The organism is Actinoplanes palleronii, assembly GCF_016862315.1.
Classification (GTDB): domain Bacteria; phylum Actinomycetota; class Actinomycetes; order Mycobacteriales; family Micromonosporaceae; genus Actinoplanes; species Actinoplanes palleronii.
Genome location: NZ_BOMS01000026.1, coordinates 307,218 through 322,393, shown reverse-complemented (window position 1 = coordinate 322,393; position 15,176 = coordinate 307,218). Strand labels below are relative to the sequence as shown.

The following is a 15,176-nucleotide window of genomic DNA, read 5'->3' as shown; positions in this document are numbered from 1 at the left end:
TGGCGGGGTGAAGGCCAGCCGGCATGGTGGCTGCCTGGGAACGCGGAACATTGCGTGCTGAATGCGGTATCGCGCATCCGGGTCACCCCCCCCGGCCCCGGCCGCCCCGACCGCCCGGGCCAGCCCTCGACCCGCCCGGATCGGCCCCCGACTGCCCGCACCCCGACCGGGCACCGGGACCGGCCATTCGCCTCTCGGGACGGCCGCAACCAGCGCGGCCGGGGCCGGCGCGACGGACCGCAAGCCGGCAGCGTGCCGCCTGGCTACCACCCGCAACCACCGACCGCAGCGTGCCGCCTGGCTACCACCCGCAACCACCGACCACCGGCAGCCCATGCGGCCGACCGGTGTCAGCCGTGGCTGATGGCGCTGGGTGGTCGCGGTGGGCTACTCCGCTGTTTCGGTGGGGAACTTGCCGCCGTGGGCGGTGAGGAAGGTGACCTCGGTGGACGTGACGAAGCGGTCCCGTTCGGTGAGGAAGTGCCTGGTGTGGGGCTGCTGTTCGTGGGCGTCGAACGCGGCGCGGTCCGCATACAGCTCGTAGAAGACCCGGACCAGAGGCTCGTCCGGGACGGTGTGGACGACATAGGCCAGAGTGCCCGGCTCGCTCTGGCGGATGCCGGCGGCGGTTCGGTCGATCAGCTCGTCGAAGTCCCGCGCGGCCTGGTCGTCGCGGAGCGTGAACCGGACCACCAGCCCAAAACCCTTGATCATGATGCTCCTTCCGGGTGATCACGTTGACCTTCGCACGTCCCGGCAAGCGGCGGCCGGGTCAGCGGTGGGATCCGGAGCCGGCCGCTCGACGCGCAGGCGGACCTCCGCCGGACCGCATCGGCATAGGTCACCGGCCCGGGGCGAGACGATCAAGGGCTTTTCCATCGTACGAGAGGAAAAGCGGCATCAATTGAAAGATTTCAATGAGGTGACCCACGGTCCGGACCGGATCGGTTTCGATGTCGGCATGAAGCGCCGTGACTTCGTGGCCCTGCCGGCCGCCGTCCTCGCCCTCCACGACGCCGCCGCCGCGGCCGGTTTCGATCTCCCGCCCGCCGGAAGCCCCGCGGCCGGAACCCCGGTCGGAAACCCGGCGGAAAGCCCCGCGGTCGGAAGCCCGGCGGAAGGCCCTTCGGCCGGAAAGCCGGCCGGAAGCCCCGCGATGGAGAGCCCGGCGTTCGAGAGTCCAGGTGTGGTCGGCGGGAACCTGCCGGTGTTCTTCGAGGGGCTCAAGAGCGAGCTGACCTACCCGCTGGCCTGGGCGAACTCCCGGCACCTCGGTTTCCGCGGCTGGCAGCGCCGGGCCCGCGCCCACGTCGAGGAGCTGCTGTGGCAGCCGGCCGAGCGCACCGGGTTCGCCGTGCGCACGCTCGACGAGCAGCCCGGCCCCGGGTTCCGTCGCCGGCTGATCGAGTTCAACCTGACCCGGCACAGCCGGGTGCGTGCCGCGATGCTGATCCCGGACGGTCCCGGGCCGCACCCGGCCGCGCTGCTGCTGCACGACCACGGCGCCCGGTTCGACATCGGCAAGGAGAAGCTGATCGAGCCGTGGTACGACGAGACCCGCCGCCTCTCCGCGCAGGGCTGGGCCGACAAGTACTTCTCCGGCCGGTTCCCGGGTGACGTGCTGGCCGCCCGCGGTTACACCGTGCTCGCGGTGGACGCGCTCGGCTGGGGCGATCGGGGCGGTCTCACCTACGAGAACCAGCAGTCCCTGGCGAGCAACTTCTTCAACCTCGGCTCCTCCCTGGCCGGGCTGATGGCCCGCGAGGACACCCGGGCCGCCGCCCTGCTCGCCACGCTGCCCGAGGTGGACCCGCACCGGATCGCCGCGGTCGGCTTCTCGATGGGCGGGTACCGCGCCTGGCAGGTGGCCGCGCTCTCCGGGCACGTCGCGGCGACCGTCTCGGCCTGCTGGATGACCACGCTGGCCGGCATGATGGTGCCCGGCAACAACACGCTGCGCGGGCAGTCCGCCTTCTACATGCTGCACCCCGGCCTGTATCGCCGGCTGGACATCCCGGACGTGGCCTCGCTCGCCGCCCCGCGCCCGATGTACCTCACCGACGGCGCGGACGACCCGCTCTTCCCGGCCGCCGGTGTCGCCGAGGCGTACGAGAAGCTCCGCGCGGTCTGGACCTCACAGCGGGCCGGTGACCGGCTCGCCACCCGGACCTGGCCCGGTCTGGGCCACATCTTCACCGAGCCGATGCAGGAGGCGGCGTTCGCCTGGCTGGACGCGCGACTGCGGGAACCTTCAGATCCGGGGATTTCCGGTCGATCAGCAGGAGTGCAGACGGCTACGGAATGAGTGCGCTAGGTGACCGAATCCCCCCAGGTGCGCCCGGTTGGGCCGCCGCACGCCGCTGAGCTGACCGGCCTCGACGTGGTCGACGAGCTCGGTCGTGGCGCGTTCACCATGGTGCACCACGCCCGGCGCGACGGCCGTGACTATGCGCTGAAGCGCCCGCTGCCGGACGCCGGTGAACTGCCGGAGCTCCGCACCGCCTTCCAGCGCGAGGCCGCCCTGCTGGCCTGCATCAACGACCCCGGCGTGGTCGGCGTGCACGCGGTCGGCGAGATCGACGGGATGCCCGGCCTGGTCCTCGAGCACCTGTCCGGCGGCGCGCTCTCCGAACTGCTCGTCTACGGGGTGCTCTCCCAGGAGCGGACCGTCGAGCTGGCCGCCCAGCTGGCCCGCGGGCTGGCCGCCGCGCACCGGGTCGGCCTGGTGCACCGGGACATCAAACCGGACAACATCATGATCGCCAAGGACGGCGGGGCCAAGCTGATCGACTTCGGCCTGGCGCAGCTCGGCCGGGACGTCCGCGAGGACTCCGAGGAGGCGGTCGGCACCTTCCTCTACACCTCGCCGGAACAGTCCGGCATGCTGCGCCGGCCGGTCGACGGCCGCTCCGACCTGTACTCGCTCGGCGTGGTGCTGTTCGAGTGCCTGACCAACCGGCTGCCGTTCGAGGCCGACGACGTCGGCGAGCTGCTGCGGCTGCACCTGGCCGCCCCGGTACCGGACATCCGGGAGCGCCGGCCGGACGTCGACCCGGTGCTGGCCGCCGTGGTGCACCGGCTGCTCGCCAAGGACCCGGACGACCGCTACCCGGACGCCGCGGCCGTGCTCGACGCGCTGCGTGGCGCCCCGGGTGGCGCGGCCGCCGAACAGCCCGCCGCCAGCCGGTGGCCGATGTGCGGCCGGGACGCCGAGGCGGACCGGCTGAGCCGCCGCTGGGAACGGGCCCGCGCCGGGCTGGGCGGTGTCGTGGTGATCCGCGGCGGGCCCGGCTCCGGCCGGACCCGGCTCGCCGAGCACGCCGCCAGCCTGGTCGCGGCGGACGACTGCCCGATGATCTGGGGTACGTCCCGGCCGGACGAGCCGGCCCCGCTCGCCGTGGTGCGCGAGGCGGTCGAGGCCTCCTTGGCCCGGATCCGCCGGATGCCCGGCGAGGCCCGGGCCGTCGCCGAGCACAACATCGTCGAGTCCGCCGCGGTGGCCGGCGTCGCCCAGGTGGTCAAGCTCTTCGGCGACCTGGGTCTGCTCGACGCGACCGGCGCGGTCACCGCCGGCGACGAGCACGTCTTCGCGGCCGGCGCGGCCTTCCTCGGCGAGCTGGCCCGCCGGGCCGGCGGCCTGATCCTGGTCGTCGACGACGCCCACCTGCTGGACGCCGCCACCCGCCAGATGCTCGCCGTGCTCGCCCCGGACCTGCCGAGCCTGCCGATGCTGGTGCTGCTGACCGAGAACAGCGTCGCGAACGGCCCCGCGCCGACCGGCCTGGACCTGGGCGTGCCCGGCACCCTGGAGCTGACCTGCACCCCGCTGCCCGCGCTCGCGGTGGCCGAGGTGGTCGCGTCCCGGCTGCCCGGCGCCGACGTGCCGGCCGAGCTGGCCCGGCACGTCACGGTCCGCACCGACGGGACCCCGCTCGCCGTGGTCAGCTACCTGATGCGGCTGCTCGACGCGGGCCTGCTCGGCCCGCTCTGGGGCACCTGGCGGCTGGACACCGCGGGCGCCGACGCGCTGCCGTCCGCCGCCGGGGTCCGCGACCTGCTCGCCGCCCGGCTGACCGGGCTGTCCGAGCCGGTCCTCGACCGGCTCACCACGGCCGCGGTGGCCGGTGTCCGGTTCCGTCCCGAGGGGCTGCCCGGCAGCGGGGACGAGGGGACCCTCACCGCGCTGGAGGCCGGCATCGACCGGCACGTGCTCGAGGTGCGCCCGGGCGGCTGGTACGCGTTCGTGCACCCCCAGCTGCGCGACAACCTGCTCGAGCGGATCGACGCCGGGGAACTGGCCGGGCGGCACGCCGCGCTGGCCGCCGCGCTCGAGGAGCTGCCGCCGGAGCTGCGGGACGAGGCGCACGCGTACACCGTGGCCCGCCACTACCAGCGGGCCGGCGCCGCCGCACCGGCGGAGGCTCGCCGGCGTGTCGCGGCGGTCGCGGGGCTGCAGGCGCTGGCCGACCAGGCGCCCGGTGAGGCGATCGGGTACCTCGCCGACGCGATCGACGGCGACCCGGATCCGGGCACCGCGCTGCTGCACCCGCTCGCCCAGGCCTACCTGCGGGCCGGTCGGTTCGCCGAGGCCGACGAGACGCTGGAACGGGCGCTGGCCACCGAGCCGGACCGGTTGCAGCGGGCGCGGCTGTTCACCACCCGGATCGAGCTGCACCACACGGTCTGGAACGACACCAGCGCGCTCGAGGCCGCGCAGGACGCGTTGACCGAGCTGGGCCGGCCGCTGCCCGGCAACGGCCTGCTGCTGGTGCTGTCGACGCTGGCGTACGCGTTGGCCGGGGGGCTGGTCCGGCGTACCCGGATCGGTTTCGGCAATGCCGGGGGACAGCAGCGCGAAGCGCTCGCCGTGCTGACCGCGGTCCTGGACGCCGGGGGTTACGCCGCCGCGGTCGGTATCCGGCTGCGCGAGGCCGGTGTCTTCGCGCTGCGCTCGCTGTACGCGGTCAACCGCCTCGGCCCCAGCCCGGAGTACGCCCGGGTCTACGCCCTGATCGGTTACGTCACCTCGCTGGCCAAGCTGCGCGGCACCGGCGAGCGGTGCCTGCGCCGGGCCACCAAGGTCGCCACCGAGCTGGGCGATCCGGCGCTGATCGCCTACGTCGAGTGGATCCGTGGCTGCGCCATGCTGCTCGGCGGATACGACGACGGCACCGCCTGGGAGAAGGCGATCAGCAAGAACGCCCGCTGGTACGAACCCGCCCAGCTGCTGCCCGGCCACGCCTCACAGGGCCTGCGGATGATGCTGCGCGGCTACTCGGTGGACGCCGAGCGCGAGTACGAGCGCGGCCTGCGCGCGCTGGCCGACCCGGAGCAGGCCCAGGGCACCTCGCTCGGCATGCTGGGCGCCATGATCCCGGCCTACCAGGGCCGGTTCGGCGAGGCCGCGGCCGCCCTGCAGAAGTTGCGCGAGGCGTTCCCGAACGGCGCCGGCACCCGGGTGCAGCGGCTCAACAACCTCACCGCGGCCGCCTGCGTGCTGCTCGAGCAGGGCGAGGTCGGCGAACCGTTCGACCAGCTGATGGCGGAGTTCGAAGAGATCGGGCTGCGCCGGCGCGACCTGATGGTCCAGCACAAGTGGATCTTCGTGTTCCACGCGCACGCCAAGCTGATCCGGCTGCGCTACGCCAGCGACGAGGAGCGCCCGCTCCGGCAGGCGGCGGCGGTCCAGGCGATCCGCGAGCTCGGCAAGATCGGTGGCTCGCCGCTGATCAAGCTGGTCTACGCGATGGCGCAGGCCTCGCTCTGCCAGCTCACCGGCGACCACGCGCGCAGTGTCATGCTGGCCGACGAGGTGGAGAAGACCGCCCGGGCCCTGGACGCCCCGCTGGCCCAGTACGAGCTGTACCGGATCCGGGCCCGCGCGATGCGGTCGCTCGGTCAGATCCACGAGGCCGAGCGGCAGGCCCGTTCCGCGCTGGCGCTCGCCACGTTCTACGGCTGGGAGCAGCGGCGGCGGCAGACCCGTACCGAGTTCGGCGTGGACGAGGGCGCCAGCACGCACCGGCGCACGATCGCCGAGCGCCGGGGCGGCGGCGGGGGCGGTGGCGCCGGTCGCAACCGCCGCCTGGAGGCGTTGCAGCAGGTCAGCACGGCCGCTGCGACGGTCCTCGACCCGCAGCAGCTGGCCCAGGTCGCGCTGGACGAGACGCTGCGCATCCTGGGCGCCGAGCGGGCGCTGTTCTTCCTGCTCGACGACGCCGGCGAGCCGGTCCGGTACGCCGGCCGGGACGCCGACGGCGAGCTGAGCGCGACGATCGACTACGGCACCACGCTGGTCCGCCGGGTCGTCGAGTCCGGCGAGGCGGTTGTGGTCACCGGCACCGAGCAGGGCGCCGCGCTCGGCTCGCGCAGTGCCGTGGTGCACGGGCTGCGCAGCATCCTGGTCGCGCCGGTGCAGTTCAAGGGCCGGCTGATCGGCGCGGTCTACCTGGACAGCCGGCTGGCCCGGGGCATCTTCACCGACGAGGACGTCGAGGTGCTCACCGCGGTCAGCAGCCACGTCGCGGTCTCCCTGGAGACCGCGCGGGCGGCCCAGCTGAACCTGGCCGTGCAGGCCGCCCAGCAGCAGCAGGCGATCGCCGAGATGCTGCGGGCCAGCCTGGCCGAGCTGACCGGCATCCTGGAACCGGACCGGCTGCTGCGCCGGCTCAGCGGCACCCTGCAGGCGTCGCTGGGCGCCGGCTCGAGCTGCCTGGTCGCCCCGGACGGCGAGGTGCTGGAACCGGAGGAGGTGGCCGGCGCGCGGCTCACCCCGGAGGAGGTGGCCCTGCTGGCCGGCTTCGAGGTGCCGGTACTGCTGGACCCGGCCGGCACCGGCGGGCTGCGCGAACGCCTGCTGGCCGGCGACCCGACCGCGCTCGCGGTGCCGCTGGACGGCCGGGACGGGCGGGCCGGGGTGGTGCTGGTCGGCGGCGCCGGGCTGGACGACACCAGCCGGCAGGTGGCGGCCGCGCTGGCCACCCAGGGGATGACCGCGTACGAGAACGCCCGGTTGTTCAGCCGGGTGCAGGAGCTGGCCACCACCGACGAGCTGACCGGGCAGCACAACCGGCGGCACTTCTACGCGGTGGCCGGCGCGCTGGTGCAGGCGGCGGCCCGCAACGGGCGCCCGCTCGCGGCGGCCATGCTCGACATCGACAAGTTCAAGAACGTGAACGACACGTACGGGCACGGGGTGGGTGACGAGGTGATCCGCACTGTGGCGCGGCGGATCCGGGCCGTGCTGCGGCACTCGGACGTGCTCGGCCGCTACGGCGGCGAGGAGTTCGCGATCGTGTTGCCGGACCACGAGGGCGAGGCGCTCGAGCTGGCTGAGCGGGTGCGGATCGCGGTCGGCGGCGAACCGGTGCCGACACAGGCCGGACCTCTGACGATCACCATCAGCATCGGGCTGACCCGGCTGGCCGACGAGAGCAACACGCTCGACGAACTGCTCGCCCGGGCCGACCACGCGCTCTACCGGGCGAAGGAGGCCGGACGCAACCGGGTGATGGCCGACCAGGAGTAGCGTCGAATCGTGCGCGAGTTGTTGCGGCCGGTCGTGGTGGCACCGATGGCGGGCGGCCCGACGACGCCTGAGCTGGTCATCGCGGCGGCCCGGGCCGGTGCGCTGGGCTTCCTGGCCGCCGGCTACAAGACACCGGAGGCGGTCGAGGCCGAGGTCCGCGCGGTGAGTGCGAACGCGTACGGGCTGAACCTCTTCGTCCCGACACCGTCCCCCGCCGAACCGGCCGAGCTGGAGCGCTACCGGGAGGCCCTGCGCCCCGAGGCGGACCGCTACGGGGTGGAGCTGCCCCCGCTCCGGCTGACCGACGACGACCACTACGCGGCCAAGGTCGACCTGGCCGTCACGTACCGGGTCCCGCTCGTCAGTTTCACGTTCGGGGTGCCGTCCGTGGCGACCGTGCGAGCCCTGCGCGCGGCCGGCAGCGCGGTGCTGATCACCGTGACGACCGAGGACGAGGCCCGGCGCGCACTGGCCGTCGAGCCGGACGCGCTGATCGCTCAGGGCGGCACGGCCGGTGGCCACTCGTCGACGCTCAGCCCGGCCACGTACCGCGGGGACCGGTCCGCGGCCGAGGTGCTGGCCGAGGTGCTGGCCGTCACCGGGCTGCCGGTGCTCGCGGCCGGCGGCGGGGACGTCCCGGGCCTGCTCGCCGCGGGGGCCGCCGGGGTCCAGTGCGGCACCGCGTTCCTGCTCGCCGACGAGGCCGGCACCCGCCCGGCCCAGCGCGCCGTGATGCAGTCCGGTGACCCGGGACCGACCGTGGTGACCAGGGCGTTCACCGGGCAGCCGGCCCGGGCGCTGCGCAACCGCTTCGTCGACACGTATTCGGCGATCGCGCCGGTCGGCTACCCGGCGGTCCACCACCTGACCGCGCCGATCCGGGCCGCCGCGGCCCGCCTCGGCGACGCCGGCGCCCTGAACCTGTGGGCCGGCGTGAATGTCGCCGCGGCCCGCCCGGGCCCGCTCGCCACGCTGCTGGACCACATTCAGAGTCAACGACAGTCATTATTGCTTAACGAACGTTAATACTTAACAGATTGTTCTCGGGGGCGCACGATATGTGCGTGCGGTTCCCGTGTATGTTCAGTCCTGGGTCGAATGTCACCGGCCGGATGAAGAACCATCCGGAGGTTCCTCTCCCAGCGTCCGCGGGTGACCCTCGCGGCGAATTCAGAAAAGGACTGAGAAATGCGTAGTATCGTGCTCGCCGGCATCATCGGATCCGTCCTGCTCCCGAGTGCCGCGCAGGCCGCGCCGTGCACCGTGACCGACGACCTCGGCACCTACGGCTTCGGCCGGGCCGCCGCGATCGGCGCCGCCGGCGAGGCGGCCGGCCTCTGGTCCGCCCCGACCACCCACCAGGGTGTCGCCGGCGAGGACCTGGTGATCACCTACACGCCGCGCAGCACCGTCTCGGCCACCGAGACGATGGTCTACACCGCGCTGTACAACCAGGTCAGCAACCCGCAGGCGGAGTGCGCGCGGGTCGGCGCGGACGGCGTGGCCAAGCAGGTCTGGGTGTCCTACCGGTGCCGCACCGGCGTCGCCCCGAACTACACGCTGCTGGTCCGATGATCCCGCTCGACGGGCCCGGCCAGCCCCTGACCCACCTGTGCCCGGGCTGCACGCCGGACGCGGTGCGGCCCGGCGACGAACTCTGGCCGGCGGTCGTCCAGCTGTTCGCGGTCCCGGCGGACGACCGGCGGGCCACCGCTGAATTGCACGCCGTGCCGCGTCGATAAAAGACCTTATTGGGGGGAGCCCGGTTCCTGTCGTCATCCGATGACAGGAACCGGGCCACAATCATTTTCGGGAATTAATGTTGTTCGACGACCCGGCCGGTCACTTCTCCGAAAGAGATCCGGGTGCCGTCCGCAGCCGGCGCGAAAGCGGTGATCGTCACCTGGTCGCCGTTCTCCAGGAATGACCGGGTCGAACCGTCCGGCAGTTTCAGCGGTTCCGCGCCGTTCCAGGACAACTCGATCAGCGAGCCGCGCTGATCGGGTTCCGGCCCGCTGACCGTCCCGGACGCGAAGAGGTCACCGGTGCGCAGCGACGCCCCGTTCACGGTCATGTGCGCCAGCTGCTGGGCCGCGGTCCAGTACATCCGCCCGAACGGCGGCCGGCTCACCACCGCCCCGTTCAGCCGCACCTCGAGCGACAGGTCCAGACCCCACGGCTCGCCGGCGTCCTCGAGATAGGGCAGCAGCGCGACGTCGCGCTCCGGCGCCGCCACCCGGGCCGTCGCGAGCGCGGCCAGCGGCACCACCCACGGCGACACCGACGTCAGGAACGACTTGCCCAGGAACGGGCCGAGCGGCACGTACTCCCAGGCCTGCAGGTCCCGCGCCGACCAGTCGTTGACCAGGCAGACCCCGAAGACGTACGACGGGAAGTCGCGCACCGTCACCGCCGTGCCGAGCGCCGACGGCACCCCGACCACAAAACCGACCTCGGCCTCGATGTCCAGCCGCCGCGACGGCCCGAACGTGGGCGCCACGTCGTCCGGCGCCTTGCGCTGCCCGTGCGGCCGGGTCACCGGGGTGCCGGAGATCTGCACGGTGCCGGCCCGGCCGTGATAGCCGATCGGCAGGTGCTTCCAGTTCGGGGTGAGCGCCGGTGAGCCGGGCCGGAACATCCGGCCCAGGTTCTCGGCGTGGTCCTGCGAGCTGTAGAAATCGACGTAGTCGGCCACCTCGATCGGCAGCCGCATGGTCACCCCGGCCCGCGGCAGCAGGTGCCCAGTGACCCGCTCCTGATGGGCCGGATCGGTCAGCCAGGCGGTGAGCTGCGCCCGCAGCGCGGCCCAGGACTCCGGGCCCTGCGCCATGAACGCGTTCAGCGAGCCGGTCGCGTGCACCGGATCGCCGGTCAGCGCGGCCAGGTCGAGGACGTGGTCACCGATCGCCACGCCGGTGCGCGGCAGGTCGGCGGCGCCGGACGAGAAGATCCCGTACGGCAGGTTGGTCAGGCCGAAGCCGGTGTCGGCGGGCAGGTCGAGCCAGGTCATACGGTGATTCTCTCCGGGAGCAGGCCGAGGTGGACGAGGTCGTGCACGGGATCCGCGACATCGCAGGTGCCGAACGAGGTGAAGACCGAGCGGGCCCGGGTGACCCGCTCCGGCGACCAGCCGCGCAACTCTGCCGCGATCTCCGCGCCGTCGGTGCGCCGCAGGTGCTTCTCGGCGTGGGCCGGTTCGTCGGCGGCGAGCAGCACGTTCAGGAAGCCGTGATGCTCGAAACCGGTCACCGGGTCGGTGTGCCGGATCGCGTGGTGCAACCCGGCCGTGCACTTGAACGCGATCCCCCGGTCGGTGCAGGCCCGGATCGTGGCGGCCAGCTCCGCGGGGGAGGGGAACAGGTCGGCGCGGACGCCACCGGTGCGCAGCTTCGCCCGCAGGCCGGTGCCGGCCAGCACGTCGAGGACTTCGTCCCGGCCGTCGGTGCGGGGCACCTCGACGGCCACGGTGCAGTCCGGCGGTAGCAGGGCGGCTGTCACCCGTACCGTCGAACGCGCCTGCGCGGCATCAACCGCGACCTTCGCCTCGACCGTGACCAGCCGCAATCCCGGGTTTTCCGCGATCGCGGCGGCCGCGGCCGGCAGATCGGCGGGCGCGGCGATCAGCGCGACGTCCAGCGGCGGGCCGCCGGACCGCAGATGCGGGCCGACCTCGGCCAGCCGGGTGGCCGGGAGCACGAACGGCCCGACCAGGTCACCGTTGCGGGCCTGATGGGCCGGGACCGCGGCGGCCATCGGCGCGTTGCCCGGCGGGAACAGCGCGGCGTCGTCGAAGAAACCGGCGAACAGCGCGGTCATGCCGCGGGCCCACGGCCGGACCAGGACCAGGCGTAGCGCCCGTCGTCCGACGCGAGACCCGCCTCGCCGAGATCCAGCGGCCGGAACGTGTCCACCATGACCGCCGTCTCGTCGAAGAACTCCACGCCCAGCGACCCCTCGGCCGCGCCCGGCTGCGGGCCGTGCGGATGCCCGCCCGGGTGCAGCGAGATCGAGCCCAGGCCGATCCCGGAACCCTTGCGGGCCTCGTAGTCGCCGTCCACGTAGAACATCACCTCGTCCGAGTCGACGTTCGAGTGGTAGTACGGGACCGGGACGGCCAGCGGGTGGTAGTCGACCTTGCGCGGGACGAAATTGCAGATCACGAAGTTCTGCCCGGCGAAGACCTGGTGGACCGGCGGCGGCTGGTGCACCCGGCCGGTGATCGGCTCGAAGTCGGCGATGTTGAACGCGTACGGGTACAGGCACCCGTCCCAGCCGACCACGTCGAACGGATGCTCCGGCACCACGTGGATCGTCCCGCCACCGCGGTGCTTCACGTAGATCTCCACGTCGGTGCCCTCGGCCAGCAGCGGCTCGACCGGCCCGCGCAGGTCGCGCTCGCAGTACGGCGAGTGCTCCAGGAACTGCCCGTACCGGCTCAGGTAGCGGCTCGGCGGCGCGATGTGCGAGCTCGCCTCGATCGCGTACGTCCGCAGCGGCTCCCCGCCGGCCGGGACCCACCGGTGCGTGGTGGCCCGCGGGATGATCACGTAGTCGCCGCGGCCCACGGCGAGCGCGCCGAACACGGTCTCCACGGTCGCGCTGCCCCGCTCGATGTAGACACACTCGTCGCCGGTCGCGTTGCGGTAATACGGCGACGGGGCGGTGGAGACCGCGTACGAGATCCGCACGTCGGCGTTGCCCAGCACCAGCCGGCGCCCGAGGACCGGGTCGGCCTCCTTGAACTCCAGGTCGTGCAGGCGCAGGTGCCGCGGGACGAGCGGGGCGTTCGCGGTCAGCGTCTGATCGGGCAGCTCCCAGGTGCGGGCGTCGACGATCGACGACGGGATGCCACGGTGGTAGAGCAGCGACGAGTCGGAGGAGAAACCCTCCTCGCCGACCAGCTCCTCGGCGTACAGCCCGCCGTCGGGCCGGCGGTGCTGAGTGTGCCGCTTCGGCGGGATGCTGCCCACCTGCCGGTAGAACGTCACGCGTAGACCTCCAGGCCTTCCTGCGGACCACCCCGGCGGATCGCGCCGTGATGGTCCTGTCGAAACGCGGAGCCGTCACCAGGGGTGGGGGTGACGACTCCGCGTGCTACGGAATTTACGAGGGCGTAACAGAACGCACAAGTGGACTGGTTGATTCACTCTTGGTTAGCCTTCTGATCAGTTTCGCGCGCGGGGAGGACGAACGTGCCGAAGATCGTCGACCACGACCAGCGCCGCTCCGAGATCGTCGAGGCGTTCCTCACGGTTGTCGCCCGCGACGGGCTGGCCGCCGCCACCAGCCGGGCGATCGCCGCCGAGCTGGGCATCGGCACCGGAGCGCTGTGGCACTACTTCGACGGGTTCGACGAGGTGGCGGCCGGGGCGTACCAGCGGATCACCGACCGGACCAACATCCGGATCGGTCGGGCCACCGCCGGGCTGCGCGGGCTGGACGCCGCCTACGCGATGCTCCGCGAGATCCTGCCGCTGACCAAGGAGACCCTGGACGAGGCGCACGTGGTGGTCGGCTTCTGGGGCCGGCTCGCCGCGAACGCCGGCCTCGAGGAGAAGACCCAGACCGACCTCGGCGACTACTGGGGCGACCTGCTGCGCGGCTACTTCGCCGAGGCGGTCTCGGACGGCACGCTGGACCCGGCTATCCCCGTCGACGACGTCCTGAACGTCCTGTTCACGATCTGTCTCGGACAACAGGTCAACGCCGTGATGTCCTCCCCGATGGTCGACCCCACCCGCCAACTCGCCATGATCGACCACTGCCTCCGCCCCTGGCACCTTCCCTAGCGCCAGGCCGCTGCCGGTCCCGGCCGTCCCTTTCCGGTACGGATACGGAGCGCCCGCCCGTAGGCTACGAGCCACGTCCCCTGGCTGCGGCCCGCGCGACCGCGCCACCCCGGACCCGGCCGCGCCTCCCGGCCGTCCCCGCTCACGCGCGAGGCCCGCTGTCCTCCGGGCCGCGGCGCGCCTCCCGTCCTCGGCTGGTGCTGAGGGCTGCCTCCGGGCCGTTGAGACAACCCTGAGCGCCAGCCGGGGACGCCTGGCGGCTCGCGGCCGAGAGTTGAGCGGGCCTGGTGCTGTGCGGCGGTCCGGGGTCAGAGGCGGGTGCGGAGGTGGGTCAGGGCTCGGGGGAGGGCTTCGGGGGCGGGGCACGGGAGGTCGGGCTGGACGCCGGTGCCTTCCCAGTTGGTGCCGGAGAGCGGGCTCACCGAGCGGGCGATCGGGATCGTCGCCTGGAGGTGGGGGTGCAGGCGGAACGCCTCGCGGGGGTGGGCGCCGCCTCGGGTCACCTCGCCGACGATGGTGGCGCGGTGGTGTTCCTGGAGGTCGAAGGCCAGTTCTTCGCCGCCGGAGAAGGTGGTGGCGCTGGTCAGGACGGCGACCGGGCGGTCCGGGCCGTAGCGGGGGCTGGGCAGGTGGGAGAGGGTCCAGTGCTGCTTGGTGTAGTCGTCGGCGCGGAAGTAGATGCCGTTCAGGTAGCGGGGTTCCGGGTCGAACAGGTAGCTGCACAGGAACGTGACGGTGTCCGGCGCGCCGCCGCGGCAGTTGCGGACGTCGAGGATCAGCGCCGACGAGCCGGCCACCAGGGTCATGGCGGCGGCGATCGCGTCGCCGGCCACCGACGGCGGGAACAGCAGCGGGGTGATCTCGATGAGGCCGATGTTGCCGTCCAGGCGTTCGACCCGGCCGATGCCGCCGCCGGTGCGCGCCGCCCAGTCGGCCATCTCGGCGAGGTCGGCCGCCTCGTCGCCGATGTCGTCGCGCAGCGGCTCCTCGCTGTGCAGCAGCCGCAGGTGCTTGTCGCCGTTGAGCGACTGGAGGTCCGCGGTGACCCGGTCGGCGAACTCGGCGGCGGTGAGCTCGCCCGGGTAACGGTCGGCGGTGAGCAGCTTGCCGATCCGCGTCCCGAGGTCCGGGAACACGTATCGCTCGGCGAGCAGGTCGGCGAGCTGGGTCAGCACGCTGGTGATCTCTTCCTGGCGCAAGGTGGTCCCCCCGGAGTCGGTGATCGGTGATGGCAGTCAAGCACTGCGATTGACAAAGCGTCAAGAACCATTGACTCTTGATTGGTGGACGAGTACCTCGAGATCACCGCGCCGGCCCAGCACAAGGCGCTCGGGCATCCGCTGCGGCACCGGATCCTGTTCGCGATCGGTCAGCAGGCCGCGACGATCAGCCAGCTGGCCAAGGCTCTCGACCAGCGCAAGGGCAACATCGCCCACCACCTGGGCGTGCTGGAGCAGGCCGGGATGGTGCGGATCGTGGAGACCCGGCAGGTGCGCGGCGGCACCGAGCACTACTACCTGCGCGCGGCACGGCGCTTCGTGCTCACCGGGGCGGAGGACCGCGCGGTGGCGGTGCACGCGGTCGCCGACGAGCTGGCGGCCGCGGGCGAGGTGTCCGGCTTCCGGGTCCGGAACCTGCGGCTCACCGCGGAACAGGCGGCGGCGGTCGCGGCGGCGATGGAGGAGATCGTGGACGGGCTCGAGGACGCCGGTGACGGCGCCGAGCGGCACAGCGTGGTGGTGATGGTGTTCCGCCCCGGGGCGTGAGAGGACGTGTTGCCCCATCGTTCACCCGCCGGCCCAGCATCGTTGATCGTGGATTGGTGACCCGCCGGTCGACTGCGTGAACTGACGTTGAAG

At 73.0% G+C, this 15,176-nt stretch carries 12 protein-coding genes; 7 read left to right on the top strand and 5 right to left on the bottom strand.

The window, feature by feature from the left end:
- Positions 1–387 precede the first annotated feature (387 nt).
- Entirely contained in the window at positions 388–714 is a 327-nt protein-coding gene (locus tag Apa02nite_RS11160; RefSeq protein ID WP_203824975.1) for a putative quinol monooxygenase, read from the bottom strand.
- A 247-nt stretch (positions 715–961) separates the two neighbouring features.
- Between Apa02nite_RS11160 and Apa02nite_RS11155 the strand changes: the two genes are divergently transcribed.
- The 5 genes from Apa02nite_RS11155 to Apa02nite_RS11135 all read left to right on the top strand — a co-directional run bounded on the left by Apa02nite_RS11155 (position 962) and on the right by Apa02nite_RS11135 (position 9,270).
- Positions 962–2,305 (top strand): dienelactone hydrolase family protein, encoded by a 1,344-nt coding sequence (locus Apa02nite_RS11155; protein WP_203824974.1) that lies wholly within the window; start codon positions 962–964, stop codon positions 2,303–2,305.
- A 9-nt stretch (positions 2,306–2,314) separates the two neighbouring features.
- Positions 2,315–7,528, top strand: coding sequence for a diguanylate cyclase (locus Apa02nite_RS11150; RefSeq protein ID WP_203824973.1), 5,214 nt, complete (start codon positions 2,315–2,317; stop codon positions 7,526–7,528).
- A 9-nt stretch (positions 7,529–7,537) separates the two neighbouring features.
- Positions 7,538–8,554: a nitronate monooxygenase gene (locus tag Apa02nite_RS11145; RefSeq protein WP_203824972.1), complete on the top strand. Its 1,017-nt coding sequence runs from the start codon at positions 7,538–7,540 to the stop codon at positions 8,552–8,554.
- 162 nt (positions 8,555–8,716) lie between these two features.
- Entirely contained in the window at positions 8,717–9,103 is a 387-nt protein-coding gene (locus Apa02nite_RS11140; protein ID WP_203824971.1) for a hypothetical protein, read from the top strand.
- Positions 9,100–9,270 carry a hypothetical protein gene (locus Apa02nite_RS11135; protein ID WP_203824970.1) on the top strand — a complete coding sequence of 57 codons (171 nt, stop codon included), beginning with the start codon at positions 9,100–9,102 and terminating at the stop codon, positions 9,268–9,270. Before Apa02nite_RS11140 ends, Apa02nite_RS11135 begins: the two co-directional genes overlap by 4 nt.
- 74 nt (positions 9,271–9,344) lie before the next feature.
- Here the strand turns inward: Apa02nite_RS11135 and fahA are convergent, their stop codons facing one another.
- Genes fahA through Apa02nite_RS11120 form a run of 3 tightly spaced genes read right to left on the bottom strand, consistent with a single transcriptional unit; the run spans position 9,345 to position 12,516 of the window.
- Positions 9,345–10,538: a fumarylacetoacetase gene (gene fahA / locus Apa02nite_RS11130; RefSeq protein WP_203824969.1), complete on the bottom strand. Its 1,194-nt coding sequence runs from the start codon at positions 10,536–10,538 to the stop codon at positions 9,345–9,347.
- Positions 10,535–11,344, bottom strand: coding sequence for a hypothetical protein (locus Apa02nite_RS11125; RefSeq protein ID WP_203824968.1), 810 nt, complete (start codon positions 11,342–11,344; stop codon positions 10,535–10,537). The genes fahA and Apa02nite_RS11125 overlap by 4 nt, the downstream gene beginning before the upstream one ends.
- The gene (locus Apa02nite_RS11120) at positions 11,341–12,516 is read right to left on the bottom strand and encodes a homogentisate 1,2-dioxygenase (RefSeq protein ID WP_203824967.1); all 1,176 of its coding nucleotides are present in this window, start codon (positions 12,514–12,516) and stop codon (positions 11,341–11,343) included. Before Apa02nite_RS11120 ends, Apa02nite_RS11125 begins: the two co-directional genes overlap by 4 nt.
- A 204-nt stretch (positions 12,517–12,720) precedes the next feature.
- On the opposite strand from Apa02nite_RS11120, the gene Apa02nite_RS11115 reads away from it, so the two are divergent.
- Entirely contained in the window at positions 12,721–13,317 is a 597-nt protein-coding gene (locus tag Apa02nite_RS11115; protein ID WP_203824966.1) for a TetR/AcrR family transcriptional regulator, read from the top strand.
- A gap of 308 nt (positions 13,318–13,625) precedes the next feature.
- Here the strand turns inward: Apa02nite_RS11115 and Apa02nite_RS11110 are convergent, their stop codons facing one another.
- The gene (locus Apa02nite_RS11110; protein WP_239164244.1) at positions 13,626–14,516 is read right to left on the bottom strand and encodes a S41 family peptidase; all 891 of its coding nucleotides are present in this window, start codon (positions 14,514–14,516) and stop codon (positions 13,626–13,628) included.
- An 84-nt stretch (positions 14,517–14,600) separates the two neighbouring features.
- Here Apa02nite_RS11110 and Apa02nite_RS11105 point away from each other — a divergent pair, with 84 nt between their 5' ends.
- Positions 14,601–15,083, top strand: a complete 483-nt coding sequence (locus Apa02nite_RS11105; protein WP_203824965.1) for an ArsR/SmtB family transcription factor — start codon at positions 14,601–14,603, stop codon at positions 15,081–15,083.
- Positions 15,084–15,176 lie beyond the last annotated feature (93 nt).